Annotated in this window: 24 protein-coding genes; 13 read left to right on the forward strand and 11 right to left on the reverse strand. The window is 67.6% G+C overall.

Annotation, left to right across the window (positions count from 1 at the left end):
* Positions 1 to 34: 34 nt before the first annotated feature.
* The 3 genes from purF to MNR01_RS16085 are packed head-to-tail and all read left to right on the forward strand — an operon-like array spanning position 35 to position 2690.
* Positions 35 to 1501, forward strand: coding sequence for an amidophosphoribosyltransferase (gene purF, locus MNR01_RS16075; RefSeq protein ID WP_241918718.1), 1467 nt, complete (start codon positions 35 to 37; stop codon positions 1499 to 1501).
* 3 nt (positions 1502 to 1504) lie between these two features.
* Positions 1505 to 1861, forward strand: a complete 357-nt coding sequence (locus MNR01_RS16080) for a ribonuclease E inhibitor RraB (protein ID WP_241918719.1) — start codon at positions 1505 to 1507, stop codon at positions 1859 to 1861.
* A 7-nt stretch (positions 1862 to 1868) separates the two neighbouring features.
* Positions 1869 to 2690 (forward strand): ferritin-like domain-containing protein, encoded by an 822-nt coding sequence (locus MNR01_RS16085; RefSeq protein WP_241918720.1) that lies wholly within the window; start codon positions 1869 to 1871, stop codon positions 2688 to 2690.
* Between the two features lie 106 nt (positions 2691 to 2796).
* On the opposite strand, the gene lpxH is transcribed toward MNR01_RS16085, so the two are convergent.
* Positions 2797 to 3531: a UDP-2,3-diacylglucosamine diphosphatase gene (gene lpxH / locus MNR01_RS16090; RefSeq protein WP_241918721.1), complete on the reverse strand. Its 735-nt coding sequence runs from the start codon at positions 3529 to 3531 to the stop codon at positions 2797 to 2799.
* A gap of 156 nt (positions 3532 to 3687) precedes the next feature.
* Here lpxH and gltX point away from each other — a divergent pair, with 156 nt between their 5' ends.
* On the forward strand, positions 3688 to 5094 hold the full coding sequence (gene gltX / locus MNR01_RS16095) for a glutamate--tRNA ligase (RefSeq protein WP_241918722.1): 1407 nt from the start codon (positions 3688 to 3690) through the stop codon (positions 5092 to 5094).
* A 27-nt stretch (positions 5095 to 5121) separates the two neighbouring features.
* The gene (locus tag MNR01_RS16100; protein WP_241918723.1) at positions 5122 to 5616 is read left to right on the forward strand and encodes a transcriptional repressor; all 495 of its coding nucleotides are present in this window, start codon (positions 5122 to 5124) and stop codon (positions 5614 to 5616) included.
* Positions 5617 to 5650: 34 nt separating this feature from the next.
* Here MNR01_RS16100 and MNR01_RS16105 read toward each other — a convergent pair whose 3' ends face one another.
* The 4 genes from MNR01_RS16105 to MNR01_RS16120 all read right to left on the reverse strand — a co-directional run bounded on the left by MNR01_RS16105 (position 5651) and on the right by MNR01_RS16120 (position 10252).
* Complete coding sequence (locus tag MNR01_RS16105) at positions 5651 to 5950, reverse strand: hypothetical protein (RefSeq protein WP_241918724.1); 300 nt, start codon at positions 5948 to 5950, stop codon at positions 5651 to 5653.
* A 276-nt stretch (positions 5951 to 6226) separates the two neighbouring features.
* Positions 6227 to 7453 (reverse strand): MFS transporter, encoded by a 1227-nt coding sequence (locus MNR01_RS16110; protein WP_241918725.1) that lies wholly within the window; start codon positions 7451 to 7453, stop codon positions 6227 to 6229.
* A complete protein-coding gene (locus MNR01_RS16115) occupies positions 7450 to 7893 on the reverse strand; it encodes a MarR family winged helix-turn-helix transcriptional regulator (protein WP_241918726.1) in 444 nt (147 codons plus the stop codon). The genes MNR01_RS16110 and MNR01_RS16115 overlap by 4 nt, the downstream gene beginning before the upstream one ends.
* Positions 7894 to 8083: 190 nt before the next feature.
* Positions 8084 to 10252 (reverse strand): TonB-dependent receptor, encoded by a 2169-nt coding sequence (locus MNR01_RS16120; RefSeq protein WP_241918727.1) that lies wholly within the window; start codon positions 10250 to 10252, stop codon positions 8084 to 8086.
* Positions 10253 to 10332: 80 nt separating this feature from the next.
* Between MNR01_RS16120 and MNR01_RS16125 the strand changes: the two genes are divergently transcribed.
* Both MNR01_RS16125 and MNR01_RS16130 read left to right on the forward strand, forming a co-directional pair.
* Positions 10333 to 10743 carry a MerC domain-containing protein gene (locus MNR01_RS16125; RefSeq protein ID WP_241918728.1) on the forward strand — a complete coding sequence of 137 codons (411 nt, stop codon included), beginning with the start codon at positions 10333 to 10335 and terminating at the stop codon, positions 10741 to 10743.
* A gap of 294 nt (positions 10744 to 11037) precedes the next feature.
* Positions 11038 to 11232, forward strand: coding sequence for a 30S ribosomal protein THX (locus MNR01_RS16130; protein ID WP_241918729.1), 195 nt, complete (start codon positions 11038 to 11040; stop codon positions 11230 to 11232).
* A gap of 269 nt (positions 11233 to 11501) precedes the next feature.
* Here the strand turns inward: MNR01_RS16130 and MNR01_RS16135 are convergent, their stop codons facing one another.
* Positions 11502 to 12701 carry a dipeptidase gene (locus MNR01_RS16135; RefSeq protein WP_241918730.1) on the reverse strand — a complete coding sequence of 400 codons (1200 nt, stop codon included), beginning with the start codon at positions 12699 to 12701 and terminating at the stop codon, positions 11502 to 11504.
* Positions 12702 to 12765: 64 nt separating this feature from the next.
* Positions 12766 to 13992 (reverse strand): imidazolonepropionase, encoded by a 1227-nt coding sequence (gene hutI, locus MNR01_RS16140; RefSeq protein ID WP_241918731.1) that lies wholly within the window; start codon positions 13990 to 13992, stop codon positions 12766 to 12768.
* An 87-nt stretch (positions 13993 to 14079) separates the two neighbouring features.
* Here hutI and MNR01_RS16145 point away from each other — a divergent pair, with 87 nt between their 5' ends.
* The gene (locus MNR01_RS16145; RefSeq protein WP_241918732.1) at positions 14080 to 15426 is read left to right on the forward strand and encodes a formimidoylglutamate deiminase; all 1347 of its coding nucleotides are present in this window, start codon (positions 14080 to 14082) and stop codon (positions 15424 to 15426) included.
* 36 nt (positions 15427 to 15462) lie between these two features.
* On the opposite strand, the gene MNR01_RS16150 is transcribed toward MNR01_RS16145, so the two are convergent.
* The 3 genes from MNR01_RS16150 to MNR01_RS16160 form a co-directional block, all read right to left on the reverse strand.
* Positions 15463 to 15972, reverse strand: a complete 510-nt coding sequence (locus tag MNR01_RS16150) for a methylated-DNA--[protein]-cysteine S-methyltransferase (protein ID WP_241918733.1) — start codon at positions 15970 to 15972, stop codon at positions 15463 to 15465.
* A complete protein-coding gene (locus MNR01_RS16155; protein ID WP_241918734.1) occupies positions 15969 to 17546 on the reverse strand; it encodes a DNA-3-methyladenine glycosylase 2 in 1578 nt (525 codons plus the stop codon). The genes MNR01_RS16150 and MNR01_RS16155 overlap by 4 nt, the downstream gene beginning before the upstream one ends.
* 100 nt (positions 17547 to 17646) lie before the next feature.
* Positions 17647 to 18930, reverse strand: a complete 1284-nt coding sequence (locus tag MNR01_RS16160; RefSeq protein WP_241918735.1) for an ectonucleotide pyrophosphatase/phosphodiesterase — start codon at positions 18928 to 18930, stop codon at positions 17647 to 17649.
* Between the two features lie 98 nt (positions 18931 to 19028).
* Here MNR01_RS16160 and MNR01_RS16165 point away from each other — a divergent pair, with 98 nt between their 5' ends.
* The 3 genes from MNR01_RS16165 to MNR01_RS16175 all read left to right on the forward strand — a co-directional run bounded on the left by MNR01_RS16165 (position 19029) and on the right by MNR01_RS16175 (position 20644).
* Positions 19029 to 19652 (forward strand): DUF4440 domain-containing protein, encoded by a 624-nt coding sequence (locus MNR01_RS16165; RefSeq protein WP_241918736.1) that lies wholly within the window; start codon positions 19029 to 19031, stop codon positions 19650 to 19652.
* 114 nt (positions 19653 to 19766) lie between these two features.
* Positions 19767 to 20153 (forward strand): hypothetical protein, encoded by a 387-nt coding sequence (locus MNR01_RS16170; RefSeq protein ID WP_241918737.1) that lies wholly within the window; start codon positions 19767 to 19769, stop codon positions 20151 to 20153.
* 14 nt (positions 20154 to 20167) lie between these two features.
* Positions 20168 to 20644, forward strand: coding sequence for a hypothetical protein (locus MNR01_RS16175; RefSeq protein WP_241918738.1), 477 nt, complete (start codon positions 20168 to 20170; stop codon positions 20642 to 20644).
* Here MNR01_RS16175 and MNR01_RS16180 read toward each other — a convergent pair.
* Positions 20625 to 21209 (reverse strand): TetR/AcrR family transcriptional regulator, encoded by a 585-nt coding sequence (locus MNR01_RS16180; protein ID WP_241918739.1) that lies wholly within the window; start codon positions 21207 to 21209, stop codon positions 20625 to 20627. The genes MNR01_RS16175 and MNR01_RS16180 overlap by 20 nt on opposite strands.
* Positions 21210 to 21379: 170 nt before the next feature.
* Between MNR01_RS16180 and hutU the strand changes: the two genes are divergently transcribed.
* Together hutU and MNR01_RS16190 are read left to right on the forward strand one after the other, a co-directional pair.
* Positions 21380 to 23044: a urocanate hydratase gene (hutU, locus tag MNR01_RS16185; RefSeq protein ID WP_241918740.1), complete on the forward strand. Its 1665-nt coding sequence runs from the start codon at positions 21380 to 21382 to the stop codon at positions 23042 to 23044.
* A gap of 166 nt (positions 23045 to 23210) precedes the next feature.
* Positions 23211 to 26141, forward strand: coding sequence for a TonB-dependent receptor (locus MNR01_RS16190; RefSeq protein WP_241918741.1), 2931 nt, complete (start codon positions 23211 to 23213; stop codon positions 26139 to 26141).
* Positions 26142 to 26284: the final 143 nt, after the last annotated feature.

Consider the following 26284-nt stretch of genomic DNA (forward strand, 5'->3'; position numbering starts at 1 on the left):
CACCAACCCTCTTTACTCAGCAGGACTCATCACCATGTGCGGCATTCTCGGTATCGTCGGCCACAACGACGTCGCGGCGCAGCTCTACGACGGCCTGACGGTGTTGCAGCATCGTGGCCAGGACGCCGCAGGCATCGCCACCGCCAACGGCAGCAAGCTGCGTGTGCACAAGGGCAACGGTCTGGTCAGCGAAGTCTTCGACGCCAAGGCGATGAGCCTGCTCGAAGGGCGCGTGGGCATCGGCCATTGCCGTTATCCGACGGCCGGCAGCGAAGGCTCCGACGAGGCGCAGCCGTTCTACGTCAACTCGCCGTTCGGCATCGCCCTGGCCCACAACGGCAACCTGATCAACACCGACGCGCTGCGCCGCGAGGTGTTCGAGCAGGACCGCCGCAACGTCAACACCGAGTCGGACTCGGAAGTGCTGCTGAACGTCTTCGCGCATGAGCTGGACACGCAGAAGGCGCTCAACCCCGAGGCCACCTTCCGCGCCATCGAAGGCGTGCACAAGCGGTGTGTCGGCGGCTTCGCCGTGGTCGCCACCGTGCTCGGCCTGGGCCTGGTCGCCTTCCGCGATCCCAACGGCATCCGCCCGCTGGTGCTGGGCAAGCGCCAGGGCAACGGCCAGGACGAGTACGCCGTCGCCTCCGAATCGGTCGCCCTCGACCTGCTCGGTTTCGAGCGCGTGCGCGACGTGCGCCCCGGCGAGGCGATCGTGATCACCCCGCGCGGCGAGCTGTTCACGCGCCAGTGCGCCGAGCCGCGCATGCACACGCCGTGCATCTTCGAGTACGTCTACTTCGCCCGTCCCGACTCGATGATGGACGAGGTCTCGGTGCACAAGGCGCGCATGCGAATGGGCCAGAAGCTCGGCGAGAAGATCCTGCGCCTGCGTCCGGACCACGACATCGACACCGTGATCCCGATCCCGGACACCTCGCGCGACGCCGCGCTGGAAATCTCCAACGTGCTGGGCGTGAAGTACCGCGAGGGTTTCATCAAGAACCGCTACGTAGGCCGCACGTTCATCATGCCGGGGCAGGGCGAGCGCGCGAAGTCGGTGCGCCGCAAGCTCAACCCGATCCCGCTGGAATTCCGCAACCGCGTCGTGCTGCTGGTCGATGATTCGATCGTGCGCGGCACCACCTCCAAGCAGATCGTGCAGATGGCGCGCGACGCCGGCGCGCGCAAGGTCTACCTGGCCTCGGCCGCGCCGCCGGTGCGCTATCCCAATGTCTACGGCATCGACATGCCGTCGGCCGAGGAACTGGTCGCGCACGACCGCACCGACGAAGAAGTGCAGACGCTGCTGGGTTGCGACTGGCTGATCTACCAGGACCTGTCGGACCTGGAAGAGGCAGTCTCCGGGCCCAAGCACAACATCGAGTATTTCGATTCGTCGTGTTTCAACGGCGAATACGTCACCGGCATCGAGCCGGGTTACTTCGAGCGCATCAAGCAGTTGCGCTCGGATGAAGCCAAGAAGACGCGGAGGGCCTGAGCCATGCACGAACTGCGCCGCATGATGATCCCCGACGACGAGAACGGCCAGGTGCTGCGGCAGATGCTCGACGACGGCGACGACCTCGATGTGCCGCGTGGAATCGAGTTCTTCCACGTGTTCGCCGAGCAGAGCGATGCCGATGCCTTTGTCGAAGCGGCCGCGGCCTTGCCCGACCTGATGGTCGAGGACGCCGAGGTCGACGACGAAGGCGTATGGCAGGTGTGCGTGATTCGGGTGATGGCGCCATCGCACGCGGCCATTACCGCGCTGGAACTGCAGCTGGGCGAGCTGGCCGAGTCGCACCGCGGCTTTGCCGACGGCTGGGGCTGCCCACCGGCAGACGAAACCGCGCACTGACATCGGCATGGACGGCATGTTCATGGGCGGCTCGCTGTTCACTGCCGCCCGCGCCTGCCTGGATGCGTCCACGCCGGACGACAAACTGGCGCTGACCTTCGCCGCGGCGGAGGCCTTCGCCCGCGGCGAGCTGGTCATTGACGAGGCGGCGCCCGAGCCGGAACCGATCCGGATGCCTGGGCGTCCGGAACGACCGCTTCTGGTGCATCCGCGTGACCTTCCCAGGCGTGGTTTCGGCACCGCCGATGGGCGCGCGGCGTTCATCCACGCCATCGCCCATATCGAGTTCAACGCGATCGACCTTGCGTGGGACGCGGCGTATCGCTTCCGCGGCATGCCGCTCGACTTCCATGCCGACTGGGTGGGCGTTGCCGCCGACGAGGCGCGGCACTTCGCGATGCTGCGCGCGCGCCTGCGCGAGTTCGGTCGCGACTACGGCGATTTCGATGCCCACAACGGCCTGTGGGAAATGGCCGAGAAGACCGCGCACGATGGCCTGGCGAGGATGGCGCTGGTGCCGCGCGTGCTGGAAGCGCGCGGCCTCGACGTGACGCCGGCGATGATCGTCAAGTTGCGCTCGCTGGGCGACGGCGCGACGGCCGACATTCTGGAAGTGATCCTGCGCGAGGAGGTTGCCCACGTTGCGGCGGGTTCGCGCTGGTTCCGCTGGTATTGCGAGCGTGCCGGCGTGGCGCCTGCACCGCGGTTCCGCGAGTTGCTGGCGGAGTACGCGCGGGCGGTGCTGTATGGGCCGTTCAATCATTCCGCGCGCAGTGCGGCAGGGTTTGATGATGAGGAGCTGGCTGCGCTGGAGAAGCTGGCGGGGTAGGAGTCGGCGTCCCGGGTGCGCTGCGCTTACCCGGGCTACGTCTGGGAATGTAGCCCGGGTAAGCGCAGCGCACCCGGGGAGCCGCCAGGCCTCGCTACAAAAGCCGCTACGAAATCGCCTGCAAGTCGTAGCCGTCGGCATTCACGCGCAGCACCGAGCCCTGGTCGTACCAGTCGCCAAGCACGATGCGCAGGCACGCATGTCCATCGACATCCAGCTCGTGCATCGCCGGGCGATGGGTATGGCCGTGGATCATCATGTCGATGCCGAACCGGCTGAACGTGCTCGCCACCGTGGCAGGGGCGACATCGGTGATCGCTTCCATCGTGCCCTGGGTCTTGAGCCCGCTCTGGTGCGCCTTGCTCGCCGCGCGCGCCTGCTGGGCGAAGGCGATGCGCGCCGCCAGCGGCTGCGACAGGAACTGCGCCTGCCACTGCGGATGTCGCGTCTGCGCGCGGAACTGCTGGTAGGCGACATCGTCGGTGCACAGCAGGTCGCCGTGCATCACCAGCGTCGGTTTTCCGTACAGCATCACCACCGACGGGTCCGGCAGGATCCGCGCGCCGGCGCGACGCGCGAAGTCCTCGCCGAGCAGGAAGTCGCGATTGCCGCGGATGAAATACACCGGCACGCCGGACTGGTTCAGGGCGTGCAGCTCGCTGGCGACGAAGGCGCCGGTGTCGGACGGATCGTCGTCGCCCACCCAGGCCTCGAACAGGTCGCCAAGGATGTAGAGCGCATCGGAACCACGGGCTTCGTTGCGGATGAACTGGCCAAACAGCTGGGTAATCTGCGGACGCTCGGCGTCGAGGTGGAGGTCGGAGATGAACAAAGTGGTCATGGCATGAATTCTAGGGCACGGCGTCCTGGCTGAGGCCCCTGGATCCTTCGTCTTCGCGCCTGCGGTGCCGCGCTCGGGACGAACGGTGACCCGGGCCGGTCGCCGAGGCCCCACTCCGGTAAAATCCCCGCTTTCCGCCGTAGATCCGAGCCCCGCATGAGCTGCCGTACCCGTTTTGCCCCCAGTCCCACCGGCTACCTGCACATCGGCGGCGCTCGCACCGCGCTGTACTGCTGGCTGGAAGCGCGGCGCCGCGGCGGTCAGTTCATCCTGCGCGTGGAGGACACCGACCGCGAGCGCAGCACCCAGGCCGCGATCGACGCGATCCTGGAGGCGATGGACTGGCTCGGCCTGGACTACGACGAGGGCCCGATCTACCAGACCCAGCGCCTGGATCGTTACCGCGAGGTCGCCGAGCAGATGGTTGCGGCAGGCACCGCCTATTACGCCTACGAGACCAAGGACGAGCTCGAAGCGATGCGCGAGGCGGCCATGGCCGCCGGCGACAAGCCGCGTTACAACGGCGCCTACCGCGAGCGCAACGCCGGATACCGGGACGATCCCAACCGCGTCATCCGCTTCAAGAATCCGCTCGACGGCGTGGTGGCATGGGATGACAAGGTCAAGGGCCGCATCGAGATTGCCAACGGCGAGCTCGACGACCTGGTGATCTTCCGTTCCGATGGCTATCCCACCTACAACTTCGCCGTCGTCGTCGACGACCTCGACATGGGCATCACCGATGTCGTGCGCGGCGATGACCACGTCAACAACACGCCGCGCCAGATCAACATCTATCGTGCCCTGGGCGCGCAGGTGCCGCATTTCGCCCACCTGCCGATGATCCTCGACCCGGAAGGCGCCAAGCTGTCCAAGCGCACCGGTGCCGCCGACGTCATGCAGTACCGCGACATGGGCTACCTGCCGCACGCGCTGCTCAACTACCTGGTGCGGCTGGGCTGGTCGCACGGCGACCAGGAAGTGTTCTCGATCGCGGAGATGACCGGGCTGTTCGACCTCAAGGACGTCAATTCAAAGGCCTCGCGCCTGGATCCGGCCAAGCTCGGCTGGCTCAACCAGCAGTACCTCAAGGCCGACGATCCGGCCGAGGTCGGCGAGCACCTGCAATGGCACCTGCGCCATCAGGGCTACGACCTGGACAAGGGGCCGGCGGCGAAGGACGTCGTGATCGCCCTGCGTGACCGCGTGCAGACCCTCAAGGAGATGGCCGAGCGCGCCGCGGTGTGGTTCCAGCCGCTGACGCACTACGACGATGCCGCGGTTGCCAAGCACCTGGTTGCAGCCGCGCACGCGCCGCTGGCCGACGCCCGCGAGCGCCTGGCACGCCTGTCGCAGTGGAGCGCCGAGAGCGTGTCGGCGGCCCTGCACGAGACCGCCGAGGAACTCGCCATCGGCATGGGCAAGGTCGCCCAGCCGCTGCGCGTGGCCATCACCGGCACCCAGGTCAGCCCGGACATCTCCCAGACCGTCTACCTGGCGGGGCAGGGCGAGGCGGTGGCGCGCATCGACGCGGCCCTTGCAAAACTGCCGGCCGGGGCCTAAATCGGGGTCATACCCGACGATCACCTGATGAGCCAACACGACCACGCCTGCACCGACCCCAAGCACCACGTCCACGATGGCGACGCCTTCGTGCAGGAGGTGGAGCGGTCGTGCGAGCAGCGCGGCCTGCGGCTTACGCCGATCCGTGCGCATGCGTTGCGCCTGATCGCCGATTCCGGGCGACCGGTCAAGGCCTACGAGCTGCTCGACCAGATGAAGGCCACGCACGATGCCGCGGCGCCGCCGACGGTGTACCGCGCGCTGGATTTCCTGCTCGAGCACGGCTTCATCCACAAGCTCGCCTCGATCAATGCCTACGTCGGCTGTCACCATCCGGGCGCGGCACAGCATGCGGTGCCGTTCCTGATCTGCGACCGCTGCCAGTCGGCGACCGAACTCGAAGACGAGCGCATCGTCGAACTGCTCGATGCGCGTGCCCGCGCGCTGGGTTTCACTGCTCAGGCGCAGACGCTGGAAGTGCATGGCGTCTGCGCAGACTGCGCCGGCAAGGAAGCGGCCTGATCCCGGCCGGGAATACGCCAGTTACCCGTGCGCGTTACTCGTACGCGGACGTCTGCAGGGTCAGCTGGGTTCGCGAGAATCCCCGTTCGTCCATGTAGTCGGCGTAGTAGTCCAGCAGCTCGAACTCCGCCTCCAGGGGGAGCGATTGCTCGGCCATGGAACGCCGCGGATGGATCTCGTCGGAGACCAGCGTTGCCGGGTGATCCGGCGCCTCGGTCGAAAGCACGATCTGGCCGTTGAAGTAGATCGTGCCGTCGGCGGCGAATGCGTCGACGGACATGGCGTTGATTGCCACGGTGCACAACGCCACAACGCTTGCTGCGACAGTCTTCATAGCGAACTCCAGGGGTTGGTCGGCAAGCGGCCCGGTAGCGGGCAACAGTCCACGACAGTTCCATGATCCAGGCACGCACCGTCGTGCCTTCTCCCGAAGAAGGCAAGACGCACTCGTTGCGGTTCCCGTCAACGCGTGGGCAGCCTAGGCCCGGGCAAGCGTGACTGGGCTGCCACTCGTCGGGCGCTGCAACGCACACGAGTTCGCTGCGTTCCGGGCAGGTGCGATCGACGCGATCGGGCCATTCCTGGCAAGGCGGAATCCGAGCGTTGCGATTTATGCAGCCGCTGCCTGCAACACTGGCCGGCTCTCCCGGATCGGCAGGTTCGCCACTGCGGCGGCCGCCGCCAGGACCATGTCGGCGTACCACATCCAGGTGTAATCGCCGAAGCGCTCCATCACCAGGCCGCCAATCCACGCGCCGAAGAAACCACCGAGCTGGTGCGACAGCAGGGTCAGGCCGAACAGCGTGCCGAGGTAGCGCGGACCGAACAGCTTGCCGACCAGTCCGGCGGTGGGCGGAACGGTGGCGAGCCAGGTCAGGCCGAGCCCGGCAGAGAACACGAAGAACGTCAGCGGCGTCGGTGGCGAGACGAGGTAGATCGCGATCATCACCGCGCGACTGGCGTACATGGCAGCGAGCAGGTACTTCATCCGGTAGCGCTGGCCAAGCCAGCCCGCGCCGAGGCTGCCGGCAACGTTGAACAGGCCGATCAATGCCAGCGATACCGCCGATACGCTGGCCGGCAGCCCGCACAGGGCGATCTCGCCCGGCAGGTGCGTGACCAGGAAGGCGATGTGCACGCCGCAGGTGAAGAAGCCGACATGCAGCAGCCAGTAGCTGCGGTCGCGCAGGGCGATGTGCAATTGCTGGCGCAAACCCATTCCGGTCGCGGATTGCGGCTGCGAGGCCGCGTCGTTGCCGTCACGGCGACGCAGTGGCCATGCCAGCGGCAGCGTCGCGAGCGCGGAGAGCGCCAGCGTCCACATTGCCGCCGCCCAGCCCGCCGCGCTGATAACGGCCTGCACGAGCGGCGCAAACAGGAACTGGCCGAACGAACCGCCGGCATTGATCACACCGGCGGCCATCGAGCGTTTTTCGGCGGGCATGTGCCGTGCAGTGGCGCCAATCAGGATCGAGAAGCTGCCCGCGCCCGCGCCGGCGGCCGACAGCACACCGACGGTCAGCAGCAGGCCCCACGACGCATTCAGGACCGGTGCCAGCGCCATGCCCAGGGCCAGCAGCAGTCCGCCAAAGACCAGCACCCGGCCAGGCCCGCGCTGGTCGGCAATGGCGCCGAACACCGGTTGCACCGCGCCCCAGACGAACTGCCCGACGGCGAGGGCGAAGCTTATCTGTGCCACGCCCATGCCGGTGCCGCGCCCGATCGGTGCAACGAAGAGTCCGAGCGACTGGCGCACGCCCATGGTGATCATCAGCATCGCAGTCGCTGCCAGCACCAGGGGCCAGTAGCGGCCGACGGAGTGGGTGGTGGTGCTCATGCAGCAGCTCCGGTGTCGAGCGAGTGGGTCGCGCCGTCGAGTTGTGCGTTCAGGGCGCTGATGTGGTCGACACCGATGCTGGCTTCGATGGCGTCCTGGGCCCGGCGCCAGATGGGTTGGGCGCGGGCAACCACGCGCTTGCCGCTGGCGGTGACCCTGATCAGGCGTTGGCGTGCGTCTTCGCCGCTGACCGTCTCGACCCAGCCCGAGGCGGCGAGGGGCTTGAGGTCACGACTGAGGGTGGTGCGGTCCATGCCGAGCTCGCGCGCCAGTTCACCGACCGCGCGTGGTGTCGCCGCGGCACGGCGCAGGATCGAGTACTGGTTGATGTTGATGCCGACCTGCGCGAGTTCACGGTCGTAGCGCTGGCTGACCAGGCGCGCCAGCTTGCGCAGGCGGAAGCAGGTGCATTGGCTGGGCGGGGGCGGGGGCGATTGCATAAAGGTGTATATACACCTATGTGCTGCTGTCGTCATCTCCGAGCGAATCATCCGCTGACGAAGCATCCCCTGACGAAGCATCCCCTGACGAAGCATCCCCTGACGAAGCATCCCCTGACGAAGCATCCCCTGACGAAGAACGCCGGCGCGGGGCCGGCGTTCCTGGGAGGTACTGGTTGTTCGCCTTGCGTCAGAAGTACGCGCGCACGCCGAAGGCGACGCCGCGGCCCGGCAGCGGTGCGACGTCCTTGAGGAAGGACGTGTGCACGCGCGCTTCCTCGTCGAGCAGGTTGCTGCCGTCGGCGAACAGCTCCCAGGCGTTGCCGCCCGCAGTGTCGCGATGCCATGCGACATGCGCGTCGACGAGCGTGTAGCCCGGTGTCGCGGTTTCGAATTCGGCTACGTCATCCTGCTTGTCGTAGCGCACCGCGCCGAGCGATGCCCGCCACGGGCCACGCTCCCAGCGCAGCTCACCGCCGAGCCGTCCCGGTGCGATGCGCGGCAGGTTGCCGCCACGGGCGAGGTCGATGGTGTACTCGTCACTGTGGTCGCCATGCGGCACGGCAAAGCTCAGCTCGCGCGTGCCGCTGCCGCTGAGTTCACCGCGCACGAAGTCGGCGAAGATCCGCAGGTCCCAGTCGCCGCTGGCGTTGTCGGCGAAGTTCCAGCTGGCCTCGGCCTCGGCACCATTGAAGCGCGCATTGTCCTGGGTCCACACCCGCACCGGCCCATCCACGTCCTCGATGCCGGTGTCGGCCAGGTAGATGAAGTCGTCGTAGCGCACGTGGTAGAGCGAGGCGCCGAGCTTGAACGGGCCGCTGTGCCAGTGCAGCCCGATCTCGGCGCGATTGGCGGTCTCGACGTCGAGCTCGGGCGAGCCCAGCTCGATGCTCGAAGTGGCGACGTGCAGGCCGTTGGAATACAGCTCTTCCGCGGTCGGCGAGCGCTGCGCGCGATCGAGCCCGAACGATAGGTGCCAGGACTGGTTGATGTCCCACTTCAGTGCGGCCGAGAGGCTGCTGGTGTCGAAATCGCGGTCCGGGCCAATCGCGGTGGCCTGGTCCACATCGATGCGGTTGCGGTCGACGCGTGCGCCCAGTTCGGCCTTGACCGGGCCGAAGGCGCGCTCGCCGAGCCAGAACACGCCGCCGTCGTTGGACCTGGAAGGCGGCACGAACGCTTCGGCACCAATGGCTTCGAAGTCACGCTGGCCGAACTGCAGGCCGATCGCGCCGTTCCAGCCGAGCAGCGGTTCGTGGACGAGCTCGACGCGGCCTTCGGTGCTGGTGTTCTCGAATACGGTGCCGGTTTCCTCGCCCTCGAATTCGGTGTGCGTGTATTCGGTGCGGGCAACCTTCGCGCGCAGCGACTTGAATGGACCCAGGTTGTCGAGGCCGCCGCGCAGTTCATAGCGGTGCTGGTCCATCGAGATACTGACCGGGCCTTCCTCGCCTTCGCCATCGACAGGCGCCGGCGCCGCTGCATCGTTGTGTTCGTGTGCCGCGCCCGGCACGCCATAGCGGGTGTTGAACAGGCTGGCACCAACGCCGAGGAAGCCGCGGCTGCCCACCCAGGTCACGCCCAGCGCGCCGCTGTCGGTGCGCACGAAGCTGTTGGGCAGCGTGCCTTTTTCGGCCGGATCCGGCGTTTCGCCTTCTTCGGCCATGCGCTGCGCACTCTCGGGATAACCGGGGATGTCGTAATCGCCGGTCTCGCGATGCAGGCCGTCGACGTGGAAGACGAAGCCGCCGCCGGACGACGTGCCGTCGAGGCGGAACATGCCGGTCGTCTCGTCGTTGACGGTGTTGCCGCGCAGTTCGGCGCGGCCCTGCAGCGGCTGGTCGGTGACGCCTTCGGGAATGCGGCCATCGACGACGTTGACCGCACCGCCGATCGCGCCGCTGCCGTAGAGCAGGGTGGCCGGACCCTTGAGGACTTCGATCTGGTCGGCCAGGAACGGCTCCACGCTGACGGCATGGTCGACGCTGACCGTGGATACGTCACCGGAACCCAGGCCGTCGCTGAGCACCTGCACGCGGGCGCCGTCGAAGCCGCGCACGATCGGGCGGCCGACACCCGGGCCGAAATAGGACGACTGCACACCGGGCAGCTTGCTCACGGTCTCGCCGATCGAGTTCGCCTTCATTTCGTCCAGCTTCTCGCCCGCCAGCACCTCGACCGGCCTTGCCAGGTCCTCGGCGGTGCCCGCCAGCGGTGTCGCCTTGACCTCCACGCCCGCCAGATCGGTGGGATGGTCGTGGCTGGTGTCCTGGTCATCGGCGGCCTGGGCTGACAGGGGGAGGGCGACGGCCAGGGCCAGGACGAGGGGGAGGCGTCGGGGCAAGAAGCGCTTGGGCATGGGTTCGGGTAAAGTGGCGTGGCGGATTCCGTGGAATGTTATATTATAACAATCAACGGTTACGCACTCCCCCGGAAGTCATGTCCATGCCGCAGATCCGCCCCCGCCGCCTGCTCGATCGCCTCGGCGCCTTCGGCTCGCTGCTGTGCGCGATCCACTGCGCGCTGCTGCCGGTGCTGATCGCGACGCTGCCGTCGCTGGGCGTTGCCAGCTGGCTGGGCAGCAGCTTCGAGGCCGGCTTCGTGCTCTTCGCCACCGGCCTGGGGCTCTTCAGCACCCTGTGGGGCTATCGCCGCCACCGTGGCCTGCGTGCGCTGTCGCTGGTCGTGCCCGGCCTTCTGCTGCTGTGGCTGGGCGTGCTGTTCCGCCCCCTGCATGAAAGCCTGATCCCGCACGCAATCACGATGACCCTCGGCGGCACGCTGGTCGGGCTGGGGCACCTGGCGAACCTGCGCCTGGGGCATGTGCACGATGCGACCTGCGTGCATTGACCTCATTGCTGCGCATTGAGGTCCATCCCAGAATTTGCGCCGCAAATTCCGGGCCCAGGCTCCTTCCTGCCAATCCCTGCCCCTGGGGGCGCCCCCTTACCAAGGGGGCTCTGATCCTGTTGCGCTTGCTTTGGCCGCCAAGCTGGTTGGCCGGGATGTGGGCTTAGGGGCATTGCGGGGCGGTGGGTCAGGAGGATGGGGTCTGGGGGCGGGCGCGTGATAGACTTTGCGGCCGCGCATTCTTATAACGCCGCACCCTACGTGCGGATTTTTGACAGTTCCAGGAGCACGACCATGGGTAAGGGCGACCGCAAGACCGCCAAAGGCAAGCGCTACAACTCCAGCTACGGCAACGCCCGCAGCAGCTCGACCGTGACCAAGGCCACCGGCAATGCCGCTGCGCCGGTCGCCAAGAAGGCGACCAAGACCGTGGCCAAGGCCCCGGCTGTCAAGAAGGCTCCGGCCAAGAAGACCGCTTCCAAGGAATAAGCGCCCCGGCGCTGTTCCGAACAAAAAAGCCCCGCTTCGGCGGGGCTTTTTTGTTGCATGCAGATAGACCGTTCTTACCTTGGCTTCGGACGCAGACCGCGCCTCAACGTGACAGAGCGTTGTCCGCAGGGCCGGGGATTGCGGAGCAGCGGGACATGGATGTCCCGCGTCCCGCATAAAGACAGGATGTCGTCTGCGGGACGGAGCAATCCCCGGCCCTGCGGACAACGCCCCTCCGCAGCCAGCGCTTCAAAGCGCTTCAAAACCCGTCAACGCGCCGTCGCAGCCTTCTCGACAGCCGTCCACACCCGCAGCAGGTTGCCGCCCAGGATCTTGTGGATGTCCGCATCGGAGTGGCCGCGTGCCTGCAGTCCCGCGACCAGGTTGGGATAGTCGGCGACCGACTTCAGCTCCACCGGCAGATTGCCGCTGACACCGTCGAAGTCCGAACCGATGCCGACATGGTCGATGCCGATCAGCTTGACCGCATAGTCGATCTGGTCGAGCACCGCATCGATATGCGTGACCGGCATCGGGTGCGCATCCTTCCACGCCTTCTCGAAATCGTCCTTGGACCGCGCCGGCTTGCCAGCAGCCACCAGCGCCGCATTCTCGCGATCGAAGTCCGCCTCGGCCTGGAACGACGCCTGCAGATCCGAGGCCGCCTTCGCATCGATGAAGCCCGTGCCGAACACCAGCTGCACCACACCACCCTCGGCCGCAACTGCCTTGGCCAGCTCATCGCTGATGTTGCGCTCGAAACCCGGCGTGAAATGGCGCATGCCCGAATGGCTCGCAATCACCGGCACATCGGTCACCGCCAGCACGTCGCGGATCGAATCGTCCGACAGGTGCGACACATCGACCATGATGCCCAGGCGATTCATCTCGGCGACGACCTTCTCACCGAACGGACTCAGCCCACCCCACTTCTTCTGCAGCGCATAGGACGAATCGCTGATGCGATTGTTGGCGCTGTGGGCCAGGGTGATGTAACGCACGCCGCGCCTGTGGAACGCCGCGAGCTGGGAAAGATCGGCGCCGATCGGCGCACCATTCTCCATGCCCAGCGCCAGCAGCACCTTGCCACCACTGCGCAGGCGCGCCACGTCGGCCGGCGAAGTCACCTTGGCGAACTTGTCCGGATGCCGGCCGATCATCGCCTCGACCGCATCGATCTGCGTGTTGGCGATCTGCCACGCCGTGCCGGCGTCATCCTCGTCGGGCGAGGTGTAGATCGACATGAAGCCGATATCGAGCCCGCCCTGGCGCGCACGCGGATAGTCGAACTCCTTCTTGGGCGTCGCCACCCCCAGATCGTCCCAGTGCGACATCAACTCGCCGGGCGCGTCGATGTGCGTGTCGACGATGATGGCCTCCTGGGCCAGTCGATTCGCAGCCTCGCTGGCGGCCGATGCGGGCGCGGCGGCCATGGAAAGAGTCAGGCCGAAGACGAACGGAAGACGCATGCTTTATCCCCAAAGTGAGCGTGCAGGAGCGAATGGACGAAGCCACCCGCATTGAAGTCGGTGTTCAGATGACGCGGTGTCCGCCGGCATAGACCGCCTGTGCCAGGCGGCCGCCGAGCCAGTAGCACAGGTCGGCGGGATGGTTGATGTTCCAAAGGGTGAAGTCCGCCCGCGTTCCCACGCGCAGCACGCCGCGGTCGTGCAGTCCGAGCGCACGGGCGGCGTGGACGGTGGTGCCGCGCAGTGCTTCTTCCGGGGTCAGGCGGAAGTGCGTGCAGGAAAGCTGCATCGCCTGCCGCAGCGATTGCAGCGGCGACGTGCCCGGATTGCAGTCGGTGGCCACCGCCATCGCCACGCCGTGTTCGCGGAACGCGTCCAGCGGTGGCAGGCGGGTTTCGCGCAGCACATGGAACGCGCCGGGCAACAGCACCGCGACCGTCCCGTGGGCGGCCATCGCGCGCACGCTGTCGAGGCTGGTGTGTTCGACGTGGTCGGCGGAGAGTCCGTCGAACGATGCCGCCAGCGCGGCACCGCCCAGGTCGCTGAGCTGGTCGGCATGCAGCTTGACCGGCAGCCCGAGCGAACGCGCCGCCTGGAACAGCTTGCGCGTCTGCGCCGGACTGAAACCGATGCCCTCGCAGAACGCATCGACCGCATCGACCAGGCCGTCCTGGTGCAGGCGCGGGAGCCATTCGATCGCTGCATCGATGTAGTCGTCGCTGCGGCCGGCGTACTCGGGCGGCAATGCGTGCGCGGCGAGATAAGTGGTGCGGACGCCGATGCCGAGCTGGTCGAGCCGGCGCGCGACACGCAGCATCTTGCGCTCGTTCTCGAAGTCCAGGCCGTAGCCGGACTTGATCTCCAGCGTGGTCACGCCGTCGGTGATCAGCGCGTGTGCGCGCGGCAGCGACTGCCGCAGCAGCTCGCTCTCGTCGGCGGCGCGGGTGGCGGCGACGGTGGACAGGATGCCGCCGCCGGCACGGGCGATGTCCTCGTAGCTGGCGCCCTTCAGGCGCAGCTCGAATTCGCGTGCGCGATCGCCGGCGAACACCAGGTGGGTGTGGCAGTCGACCAGGCCGGGCGTGATCCAGCCCTTGCCTTCGATCACTTCGCGGGCAAGGCGTTGCGGTGCGTCAGGCAGGTCGCTGCGGGCGCCGACGAAGGTCAGCAGGTCGTCCTTCCAGGCAAGCGCGCCGTCGACGATTTCGGCGTAGCCCTCGGGCGCGTCCAGCGTGGCCAAGGAAACGCCGAGGACGATGCCGTCCCAGGCCGGATGGGTGCTTGCGGTCATGCTGGCGATTCTAGCCACGTTTGCGCGAAGGCAGGGGTGGCCGGCAACGATTCGCCAAGGCCGGCCTGGCGGGCGACAATCGGCGCCATGAAGACACTCGACGCCGCGATGCTGTGGACCCCGGATGGCTGGCAGGCCGATGCCGGATTCGACATCGACGACCAGGGCCGCATCGCCGCGGTCGACGTCGCCGAACCGACCGCCAGCGCCAGCTGGATCGTGCCCGGTATCGCCAACCTGCACTCGCATGCGTTCCAGCGGGCGATGGCGGGGCTGGCCGAGCGCCAGACCAACCCCGAGGACTCGTTCTGGACCTGGCGCGAGACCATGTACCGGTTTGCCGCGCGCTTCAGCCCGGAGCTGTTGCAGGCCGTCGCCGCGCAGCTCTACACCGAGATGCTGGAAGCCGGCTACACGACGGTCTGCGAGTTCCACTATCTGCACCACGCGCCGGACGGCCGGCCGTATGCGGACCCGGCGGCGATGTCGCGCGCGCTGATCGCCGCCGCGCGCGAAACCGGCATCCGCCTGACCCTGCTGCCGGTGCTGTACATGACCGGCGGCTTCGACGGTCGCCCCCTGGGCGATCGCCAGCGCCGCTTCGGCCACGACCTCGACGCCTACCTGCAGCTGATCGACACGCTGTGCGCGGAAGCGGGGCCGGACCTGCACATCGGTTGCGCATTGCACAGCCTGCGCGCGGTGCCCGCCGATGCGATGGCGGCGGTGCTCACCGCGTTGCCGCCGGCAATGCCGGTGCACATCCACATCGCCGAACAGGTCGGCGAAGTGCAGGACTGCCTGGCGATCCGCAACGCACGACCGGTCGAATGGTTGCTGGACAACGCCGCCGTCGACGCACGCTGGACCCTGGTCCATGCCACCCACCTGACCGCAGCCGAGGTGCAGGGCATCGCCCGCAGCGGCGCCACCGTGGCAATCTGCCCGACCACCGAGGCCAACCTCGGCGACGGCCTGTTCCCGCTGCGCGACTTTCTCGCCGCGGGTGGGCGCTGGGGCATCGGTTCGGATTCGCACATCTCGGTGTCGCCGGTCGAGGAGTTGCGCTGGCTCGAGTATGGCCAGCGCCTGGTCACGCGCCATCGCAACATCGCCGTGCGGGCGACCTCGCCCAGCGTCGGCGAGACATTGCTGCAGGACGTTTCCGCAAGCGCGCGCCGGTCCACCGGGCATGCCACCGGTCGCCTCGCCGTCGGCGAGTTCGCCGATGCAGTGGTGCTCGACACCGATGCAGCGCAGTTGTTCGGGTTGTCGGCCGCCGATGCAATCGACCGCTGGATCTTCAGCGGCAACTGCAATCTCGTGCGCGACGTGCATGTCGGCGGAAGGCGCGTGGTCGAAGGCGGACATCACCTGCAGCGCGCCGCGATCGCCGCCCGCTACCGTGCGGCGATGTCGCAGTTGATGGCCTGAGTCGCCTACTGCCAGCGGGGCGCGGCAAGCCCGCGCCTACCCGCAGGCGCTGAAAAGATCCGTGCTGCCGGGCAGGGCGCCTTCCATCTGCAGCAGGAACTGCTTGGTCGGCAGGCCGCCGCCGAACCCGGTCAGGCTGCCGTCGCTGCCGATCACGCGATGGCAGGGCAGCACCAGCGGCAATGGGTTGCGGCCATTGGCCGCGCCCACGGCACGCACCGCTGCAGGTTTGCCGACGCGCTGGGCCAGCTGCGCATAGCTGATGGTTTCGCCGTAGGGGATCGCCGCCAGCGTGTGCCAGACCTCGCATTGGAACGGCGTGCCGCGCGGCGCCAACGGCAGCTCGAACTGGCGGCGATCGCCGGCGAAATACTCGTCGAGCTGACGCCGGGCAGCGCGAAGCAACGCGTGGTCGCCTTCGCGCCAGTCGTCGCCGCGCGGCATCGGATGCCGCGGCGTGTGGAACTCGATCAGGTGCAGGCCGTCCTCGCTGACTGCCAGCAGCAGCGGACCGACCGGGCTGTCGATGGTGGTATGCGTGATCACGTCGTTGCACTCGCTGCAGCCGTGCTGCGGCGCCTGGTCGCGGCGGCCTTGCGCGCGGGCTTCTGTGCCGGCCCGGTCGTGGCCGGCAGCGGCTGCGACATCGTGTCGCGCCACAGGTGGATCACCGCATAGCCGCGCCACGGCCGCCATGGTTGCGATGCCGCGGTCAGTGCTTTCGCGCTCAGGCGCGAGCCGTCGGCGGGAACCGCGCGCTGCAGGACCAGGTCCTCGGCGGGAAATGCATCGGGATGGCCAAGCGCGCGCAGTGCGATGTACTGCGCGGTCCATGGGCCAATGCCCGGCAATGCCACCCAGCGGGCAGTGAAGTCATCGAGGGTTCGCTCGGCGCGGAAATCGACACGTCCGTCCAGCAGGGCGCGTGCGACGGTTCGCACCGTTTCGGCGCGCGCGCGGGTCATGCCGATCGCGGTGAGGTCGGCCTCGGCCAGGGCCTGTGGTGTCGGGAACAGGTGCTCCAGTCCGGGCGCGAACGGGTGCGGCAGCGTTTGTCCGAAGCGCTGCGCGAGGCGCGCGGCGACGGTGCGTGCGGCCGCGACACTGACCTGCTGGCCGATGATCGCGCGCACGGCGATCTCGAAGCCGTCCCAGCCGCTGGGCAGGCGAAGCCCCGGGCGCTTTGCCAGCAGCGGTGCCAGGCGTGCGTCGCCAGACAATGCCGCTGCAATCGCCTGCGGATCGGCGTCGAGGTCGAACATGCGGCGCAGCCGCTGGACGATCTCGAGCAATCGCGCCGGCGCCGGCCCGTGCAGTTCCAGCTTCAGTGCATGCTCGCCGCCGGGCCACGCGCTCACGCGCAACCAGCCGGCCTGTTCGATCGGGCCGATCACGCGTGAATAGCTGTGCGCGTCGACGACTTCGACACCGGGCAGGGCGCGTCCGCGGAGGAAGTCGAGCATCGCCTCGAAGTCGTAGGGCGGGCGATAGCCAAGCCGCAAGGTCAGCGCCTGGCTGCGGTCGTGGCGCTCATGCTCGCGCTGTTTGCGCAGATCGCGCGGCGCCATGCGGTAGGCAGCGCGGAAAGCGTCGTTGAAGCGGCGCAGGCTGCCGAATCCCGACGCCAGCGCGACCTCGGTGATCGGCAGCGTGGTCTCGGTCAACAACTGCTTGGCGAACAGCAGCCGGCGGGTGCCGTGCACGCCGATCGGCGCCACGCCGACGCGTTCGACGAACAGCCGCCGCAGTTGCCGTTCGCCCAGGCCCACGCGCGCGGCCAGCGCCGACAGTGGTTGCTCGGCCAGCGCGCCGTCATCGATCAGTTTGAGCGCGCGCGCCACCGCCGCGTCGCCGCGTCGCCAGCTGCCGTCGTCGGGCGACAGCTCGGGCCGGCAACGCAGGCACGGGCGGAAGCCGGCGGCTTCGGCGGCCGCGGCATGGCGGTAGTAGGCGACCTTCTTCGCCATCGGCGCGGGGCAGACCGGGCGGCAGTAGATTCGCGTGCTCGGCACCGCGGTGAAGAACAGACCGTCGAAGCGCGGGTCGCGACTCTTGCGGGCCTGCTCGCAGACCTGCCAGTCGGGAAGAGTGTCGGAATGGGTGGGGGACAGGGTCGACATGGGTGCAGGCTAGCACCGTCGATCGGCATCGACTGGCCGGATTCGGACATCGACGTGGAAGCAGTCGCGGCCGTTTGTCCGGCCGCGACATCAGGCGCATTCAGCGCGCCTGGTCGACGCGCAATGCCGGCAGCAGGCCCGCCGGATCGCCATCGTTGGGCGCCGGCGCAATCCCCAGCAGCCGGGTCAGCAGCGGATAGACATCGACGTTGTCGAACGACGGCAACAGCGCGCCGCGGCGGAACGACGGCCCGCGGGCGAGGAAGATCGCGCGCATCGACGGCAGCGCAGGGTCGAAGCCATGCGAGCCACGGGTGACGCCTGCAGGACGCTGTGCCACCTTCTCGCGCGGCAGGGCGTCCCAGCCTTCGTGCATCTGGCAGACGATCGCCGGCACGCGCGGATTGCTGCCGTAGTGCCAGCGTCCGGGCAGTTCTTCCTTGCGCCAGCAATCGTATTGCGTGTGCGCGCCGAGCAGGCGCTTCTCGACGATTTCCTTGCGGCCGCGCTTCGGAGCGACGCCGATCGACTGACCGACCGACACGACGGTGGCGTCCTCGGGCGCGACCATGTCCTCCACGGCGATGACATGGCCGGGGCCGACGTTGGCCATGCCGTGGTCGGAGACGATGATCAGGTTGATGCGATCGAGCTGGCCGCGCGCTTGGAGACGATCGAGCAGGCGACCGATCGCGGCATCGAGTTCGATGATGGCCTGGCGCACCTGCGGCGAATCCGGGCCATGGTCGTGCCCGGCGAGGTCGAGCTGGTCGAAGTAGAGCGTGGCCAGTTGCGGTCGGGTCGATGCCGGTTCGTCCAGCCACGCCAGGATCTGGTCGACGCGGGCATCGGCGCCGACGCCCTTGTCGAACGGCATCCAGCGTTGCGGACGGCGCCCCTGGATCGGCGCTTCGCTGCCAGGCCAGAACATCGTCGCGGACCGCAGCCCGGCCTTGTCCGCGCCGACCCAGATCGGCTCTCCGCCCCACCACTGCGGGGTGCCGACGGCGGCCCGGTCGGACAGCCGGAACGTGCCCAGGCCGTCATCCCACATGCTGTTGTGGACGATGCCATGGTGGTCCGGGCGCAACCCGGTGACGAGCGTGTAGTGGTTGGGGAACGTGAGCGACGGGTAGGACGGATTCATCCATTCGGCGCGCACGCCCTGCGTGGCGATGCGTGCCAGGTTGGGCGTGATGCCCAGGTCGAGGTAGTCGGCGCGGAAGCCGTCGATGGACACCAGCAGCAGGCTGTCGGCGTGTGCGGACGACGCCGGCGCGGAAGCGCCCGGGCGTTCGCGCGGCGGGGCGGTGGAGGTGCAGCCGACGAGGGCCGAAGCGAGGGCGAGGCAGGCGGCCGCGGCCGCGGAACGTATCGATGGCATCGGGCGATCATAGCCAGCCTGTGTTGCGGCATGACTTTAGTCGCTGGTCGCCGGCGCCGACCTTGCCGATAGTGGCGCCTCGCCCGAGGAGCGTCGTCATGAAGCCACATGCAGGCAGTCGCGCCATCCGTCATGCCATCCGTCATGCAGGTCGTCGTCGTGCAGGCATGGCCCTGCCACTCGTGCGGAGCGCCGTGCTGACTGCCGTGCTCACAGCCGCGACCGCCGCCAGCGCGCAGCAGCCGGGCAAGCCCGCGCCGGTGGCGCGCATGAGCGCCGAGGAATGCAAGGTCTGGGCGCGTGAGCTGAGCTTTGCCCAGTCGGTGGCCGACCACGATGCCGTCGCCTTCGCCTCGCACCTGGAAGCGCAGGCGGCGTTCGGTGCCAGCGGTCCGGAACCGACCCGCGGCCGCGACCTGATCGCCCAGCGCTGGGCCGGGATCATCGATGGCAAGCGCGTCAAGCTGGCCTGGTACCCGACGCGGACCACGGTAGGCGGCGTCGGCGACATCGCCTGGTCGAGCGGTCCGTCGCTGTTCGAAGACCCGGACCCCAAGGCGGAGCATCGCTACCGCATCGGCGCCTTCCACTCAGTCTGGCACCGCGGGGCGGACGGCGTCTGGCGGGTGCTGTTCGACGACGGTGTCGAACCGCGCCCGGTCGGCGAGGCCGAGGCGATCGCCTTCCGCGAAGGCCGCAGGAGCACCTGTCCACAAGGCTGACGACGGCCTAAACGCCGGTCAGCGCGCAACCGCCGCGGTGGCGCGGCCGGCGTATCGTGGAATCGCGGCAAAGCCCGCCGCGGAGTCACTGGCAAGCTGCCAGGAGGCGATGCCATGAACCGCACGACCCCCACGTTGATCGCGGCCTGCTTGCTGGCCAGCGCATTCGCCGTGTCCGCGCAGTCCGCTCCGGCCACGGCGCCGTCGCCGGCGGACCTTCAGGTCGCCGCGCAGGCCGGTGTTGACCAGGCTGATCCTGGCCAGAGTGATTCCACGGTCGCCGCCACCGACAAGCTCGCACCCGGCGACAGGATCGCCGCACAGAGTCCGTACAACTGCCTGCAATACACCGGCTCGCGCATCCGCACCGCCGATCCCAGGACCGGCAAGACGCAGTGCGCGCAGGGACCGGGACGCGCCTACAGTCGTGACGACCTCGAACGCACCGGCCAGGTGGACCTGCACGACGCATTGCGCCACCTCGACCCGTCGATCAGGTAACCGCCACGGTGCGCATGAAATGGTCGCTGCCAGCGCTGCTGGCCATCCTCTGGGTGGCGCCGCTGCAACTGCAGGCGCAGTCGAACTCGCTGCAGCGGCAGCCGCTGGTCACGCCGATACCGCCACCGACGTCACCGGTGAGCAGCAAGCCCACCCGTGCCGGCAGCGATGCCGCCAAGCTCAGCCGTGACATCGACGCGGCCAGTCGCCGTGTGCAGGCCGACGGCGTACGCAACGACATCGATCGCGCCGACCAGCAGCTGCTGTCCGACCAGGCCCGTACGGAGCGCGAGCGCGGCGCCAACCCGGCGCGTAGCAACGAGCTGAGACAGGAATACAGCCAGAAGCAGGCCGAACATGACGCCTGGCGCGTGGGCAAGCAGCACGAGGCCGAGCAGCTCGAAACCGAGCCCATGCCGGCGCCACCGCCGCCGAACGACATTCCGCCGGAAGTACCGCGCGTGCGGGTGCCTACGCCTGCAGGCCTGTGAGCAGTCGTTGCAGTGATGCGTCGTAGTAGCGACGGAATGCGGCTTCGTCATAGCTGAAGCGGCCCGCGCGGTACAGGGCGATCAGGCCATGGGTATGCGCCCACAGCGTCATCGTCACGTCCCAGACATCGTCCTTCCTGAGCACGCCGGCGCCCATCGCATCCTCGACGGCGTCGGCGACGACATTGAGCGTGGGCGACAGCCGCGCATGGAAGTCCTCCGGAAAGCGCCTGGCATCGCTGCGCGGTGTCGAGAACGCGTGGTCGAAGCGGTGCGGGTGGGCGAGGGCGAAGTCCAGGTAGATGCGCTGCACCGCCAGCAAGCGCGCCCGGACATCGCTGCCGCTGCCGCGCGCGTGCCAGTGGCGCGCGATCGCATCGAAGCTGTCGTCGCTCATGCGCTTGAGCAGCGCTTCGCGATTGGGAAAGTGGCGATAGATCGCCATCGGCGTCATGCCGATCGCGGCGGCGACGCGGCGCATGCTGACGCCTGCGGCACCCTCGCGATCGAACAGCGCCTGCGCGGCGCGAAGGATGCGACTGGCAGTGTCGGCAGGGCGTGTCATGTATACAGCGTATACAAAAGCCCTCTGCGGTGTGCGAACAGGGGGGCAATGGCCTGGATTCGTCGCCTCCGGCGGCGCCGGGTGGCGAACCCGGCGCGATAATTCACGTCGAACCTTCCATTGCCGCCATGCCCCCGCATGGCCGGCGCGTCGCCAGCCGGAGTCGTCCGATGTCCACCCGCAAAGATCCCTCCCGCGTCATCCGCGCCCCGCGCGGTACCGAGTTGAGCTGCAAGTCGTGGCTGAGCGAAGCCGCGTACCGGATGATCCAGAACAACCTCGACGCCGAAGTGGCCGAGAGCCCGACCGAGCTGGTGGTCTACGGCGGCATCGGTCGCGCGGCACGCGACTGGGAGAGCTACGACGCCATCCTCAAGTCGCTGCGCGAGCTGGAAGACAACGAAACCCTGCTGATCCAGTCCGGCAAGCCGGTGGGCGTGTTTCCGACCCATGCCGATGCGCCGCGCGTGCTGCTGGCCAATTCCAACCTGGTGCCGCACTGGGCCACCTGGGAGCACTTCAACGAGCTCGATAAGAAGGGCCTGATGATGTACGGGCAGATGACCGCCGGCAGCTGGATCTACATCGGCAGCCAGGGCATCGTCCAGGGCACCTACGAAACCTTCGTCGAGATGGGCCGCCAGCACTACGGCGGCAGCCTGAAGGGCAAGTGGATCCTCACCGCCGGACTGGGTGGCATGGGCGGCGCGCAGCCGCTGGCCGCATCGCTGGCCGGCGCCTGCAGCCTCAACATCGAATGCCAGCAGAGACGCATCGACATGCGCCTGCGCACGCGCTACGTCGACGAGCAGGCCAGTGACCTCGACGACGCACTGGCACGCATCGAGAAGTATTGCGAAGCCGGCGAGGCGAAGTCGATCGCGCTGCTGGGCAACGCCGCCGAAATCCTGCCGGAACTCGTGCGCCGTGGCGTGCGTCCGGATGCCGTGACCGACCAGACCAGCGCGCACGATCCGGTGCACGGCTACCTGCCGATCGGCTGGAGCGTGGAGCAGTGGCAGCGCATGCAGGCCGAGGATCCGGGCCGCGTCCGCGACGCCGCCAAGAAGTCGATGCGCACGCACGTCGAGGCGATGCTCGCGTTCGAGGACATGGGCATCCCGGTGTTCGACTACGGCAACAACATCCGCCAGATGGCCAAGGACGAGGGCTGCGAGAACGCGTTCGACTTCCCGGGTTTCGTCCCGGCGTACGTGCGTCCGCTGTTCTGTCGCGGCGTCGGTCCGTTCCGCTGGGTCGCGCTGAGCGGCGATCCGGAGGACATCTACAAGACCGACGCCAAGGTCAAGGAACTGATTCCCGACGATGCCCACCTGCACCGCTGGCTGGACATGGCGCGCGAGCGCATCAGCTTCCAGGGCCTGCCGGCGCGCATCTGCTGGGTCGGCCTGGGGCTGCGCCACAAGCTCGGCCTGGCCTTCAACGAGATGGTGCGCAATGGCGAACTGAAGGCGCCGGTGGTGATCGGTCGCGATCATCTCGACAGTGGTTCGGTGGCTTCGCCCAACCGCGAGACCGAGGCGATGAAGGATGGCAGCGATGCTGTCAGCGATTGGCCGTTGCTCAATGCGATGCTCAATGTCGCCGGCGGCGCGACGTGGGTATCGCTGCACCACGGTGGTGGTGTGGGCATGGGCTATTCGCAGCATTCGGGCGTGGTGATCGTGTGCGATGGCAGCGTGGAGGCTGACAAGCGTCTTGCGCGCGTGTTGTGGAACGATCCGGGCACGGGTGTGATGCGGCATGCGGATGCGGGCTATGACATTGCCAAGGCGTGCGCGAAGGAGCAGGGGTTGAAGCTGCCGATGGTGTAAGCCGCCACCGTGATCCCGGCGAACGCCGGGATCCGTTGCCTGCGGATCCCCTGCAATGCCAACACAGGTACGAACGCTCCCCAACCGCGGGTAGGCGCTCGGATGGCGCCAGCGCTTAGCGTTAAAGGGCAGTTAATTCGCCCAGAACGCAACGCGGAGGTCCACCATGAGTCCTTGCATCTCGCGGCCGTCACTGCGGCGCGCGCCGCTGCCGGCCAGCATCGCCCTGGCCCTGTTGCCCGCGCTGGCTGGCGCCCAGGAAGCGCCGGCCCCTGAAGACACCACCACCACGCTCGATCGCATCGAGGTCACCGGGTCGCGCATCAAGCGCGCCGATATCGAGACGTCGCAGCCGATCTTCAGCCTCAATCGCGATGAGATCCAGGCGCAGGGCCTGACCTCGATAGGCGATGTGATCCAGAACATCACCGCCAACGGTTCCACCCTCAACTCCGCGTTCAACAACGCCGGCAACGGCGAGACCCGGGTGTCGCTGCGCAACCTGGGTTCCAACCGCACGCTGGTGCTGGTCAACGGCAGGCGCTGGGTCGGCGGAACCGGGCTGGGGGGCGCGGTCGATCTCAACACGATTCCGACCGCGGCGGTGGAGCGCATCGAAGTACTGAAGGACGGCGCATCCACGATCTACGGGTCCGATGCCATCGCCGGTGTCGTCAACGTGATCCTGCGCAAGGATTTCGATGGTGCCGAAGCCAATGCCTACCTCGGCCAGTACGACAAGGGCGATGGCTTTCGCCAGTCCTACGATGTGCTGATCGGATCGACCTCGGATCGCTGGTCGACCATGCTCGGCGTCGGCTACGTGAAAGAGGAGCCGGTGATGGCCGGTGACCGGCCGGAATCGGCGGTGCCGGTGTTCGGCGCGATTCCCGGCACCGGCGGCAGCTTCTCGCCACCGGACGGCAACTTCTCGTTCTTCCGTCCGCCGGTCGACGCCGACGACCCGGGCCCGTTCTTCACCCAGCCCAACGGCGACTACGGATTCTTCATTCCCACGCCAGGCGTGGCGCCAGGCTATCGGCAGAATGCGGGCCTGGCCGACAACTACAATTTCGCGCCGGACAACTACCTGGTCACGCCGCAGGAGCGTGTCTCGCTGTTCGGCAGCGGTTCGCTCGAGATCAGCGACCACATCCGCTTCAGGACCACCGTCACCTACAACCAGCGCAAGTCGGAGCAACTGCTGGCAGCAGTGCCGCTGGCGTTCGATGCCAGTTCCGGCGACCCGGAGGTGATCAGCGCCGACAGCATCTACAACCCGTACGGACGCGACGTCAACGAGATCTTCCGGCGCATGGCCGAGACCGGCGGACGTTCGTTCAACCAGGACGTGCGCACCTTCGCCTTCGACGGTGGCTTCGAGGGCACGTTCGATATCGGTGAGCGCTTCTTCGACTGGGAGGCCGGCTACTTCTACGGCGACAACAAGGCCAACAACACCACCAACGGCCTGTTCCAGATCAGCAAGGTCGCCAATGCGATCGGACCGTCGATGCTCGACGCCAACGGGACTCCCATCTGCGTCAGCATTCCCGGCGACGCCAGCACGGTCATCGACGGTTGCGTGCCGATGAACCTGCTCGGCGGGGCCGGCACCTTGACCCAGGGCATGATCGACTACGCCACCTTCACCGCCCACGACGAGTTCTACTACAAGCAGAAGACGTACTACGCCAACGTCGGCGGCAACCTGTTCGACCTGCCCGGTGGTGCGCTCGGGTTCTCGTTCGGCCTGGAGCATCGCACCGAGTTCGGCTATGACGAGCCCGACGGACTGATCAACTCCGGTGACACCACCGGCAATGCGCGCACCGCGACACGAGGCGGGTATTCGCTCGACGAGGCCTACCTCGAGCTGGCAATCCCGGTGCTTTCCGAAGTGCCGTTTGCGCGCCTGCTCGATTTCAGCCTCGCCACGCGGTATTCGGACTACAGCAACTTCGGCGACACGCTCAACAGCAAGTTCGGCTTCCGCTGGAAGCCCATCGATGACCTGATGATCCGCGGCAACTGGTCCGAAGGCTTCCGCGCGCCGTCGATCGCGGAACTGTTCGCCGGCCAGGCCGATTCGTTCCCGGCCATCACCGATCCGTGTGCCGGCAGCCTGCAGGGCACGCCCAACAACGACATCCCGGCCGGGTGTGCCGGCATCCCGCAGTACAACCAGAACAATCCGCAGATCCGCATCACCGTCGGCGGCAACCCGGACCTGCAGCCGGAGCTGTCGACGTCGAAGACGCTGGGCTTTGTCTACAGCCCGGGCTTCGTGCAGGGCCTGGATATCTCGCTGGACTGGTGGCAGGTGGAGATCGACGATGCCATCTTCCTGCAGACCGGGCAGGCGATCCTCGACAACTGCTACCGCAACGGCACCGATGCGGCCTGCGCATTGATCAGCCGCACGTCATCGGGGCAGGTCAGCGACCTGCTGTCGATTCCTAGCAACATCGGCACCATCGACACCGAGGGCTACGACTTCACGGTCAGTTACCGGCTGCCCGAGACCTCGTGGGGCAAGTTCTCCTTCATCTGGGACACGGCCTACACCAGCGATCTGTTCATCGACATCAACGGCGACGGCGTGTTCTCGCAGGACCAGCTCAACGGCGAGTCCGGCAACAACGTCGGCGAGTACTTCGGCTCGACCTTCACCAACAACTGGCGGATCCGCTCCAATCTATCGGCACGCTGGGAGAAGGGCGACTACGGCGCGACCTGGTACGTGCGTTACTACTCGCCACAGGATGAGTTGTGCGTGGGCACGCCCAATGTGCCGGCGGCCCAGATCGAGCGGTTGTGCTCCGATCCGAACCGTTTCACCAACCTCGACGGCGACGACCCGGACCTGCTGCCCGACGGTCCCGGCGCGCGTCCGGAGAACAACATCCCCAGTGCCACCTACCACGACCTGACGGTGTACTGGAACGCACCGTGGAACGCGAAGGTCACCCTTGGCGTCAACAACGCCTTCGACCGCGACCCGCCGATCGCGATCACCGCCTTCGCCAACAGCATCGATCCGGCCTACGAGATCGGAGGTCGATTCTTCTACATGACCTACTCACAGAAGTTCTAGCAGGGCTCGGCTGCACCCGCCAGGTGCGGTCGCGGGCCGGAACGACGGCAGGGAAGGGCGCAAGTCCTTCCCGTTGCCGTGACCTGCGCCAGTGGCGCTGGCGAAGTTGATCTAGAATCCTGCCAGGACTCGTTCACCACGGT

It is taken from the genome of Lysobacter sp. S4-A87 (assembly GCF_022637455.1).
Taxonomy (GTDB): domain Bacteria; phylum Pseudomonadota; class Gammaproteobacteria; order Xanthomonadales; family Xanthomonadaceae; genus Lysobacter_J.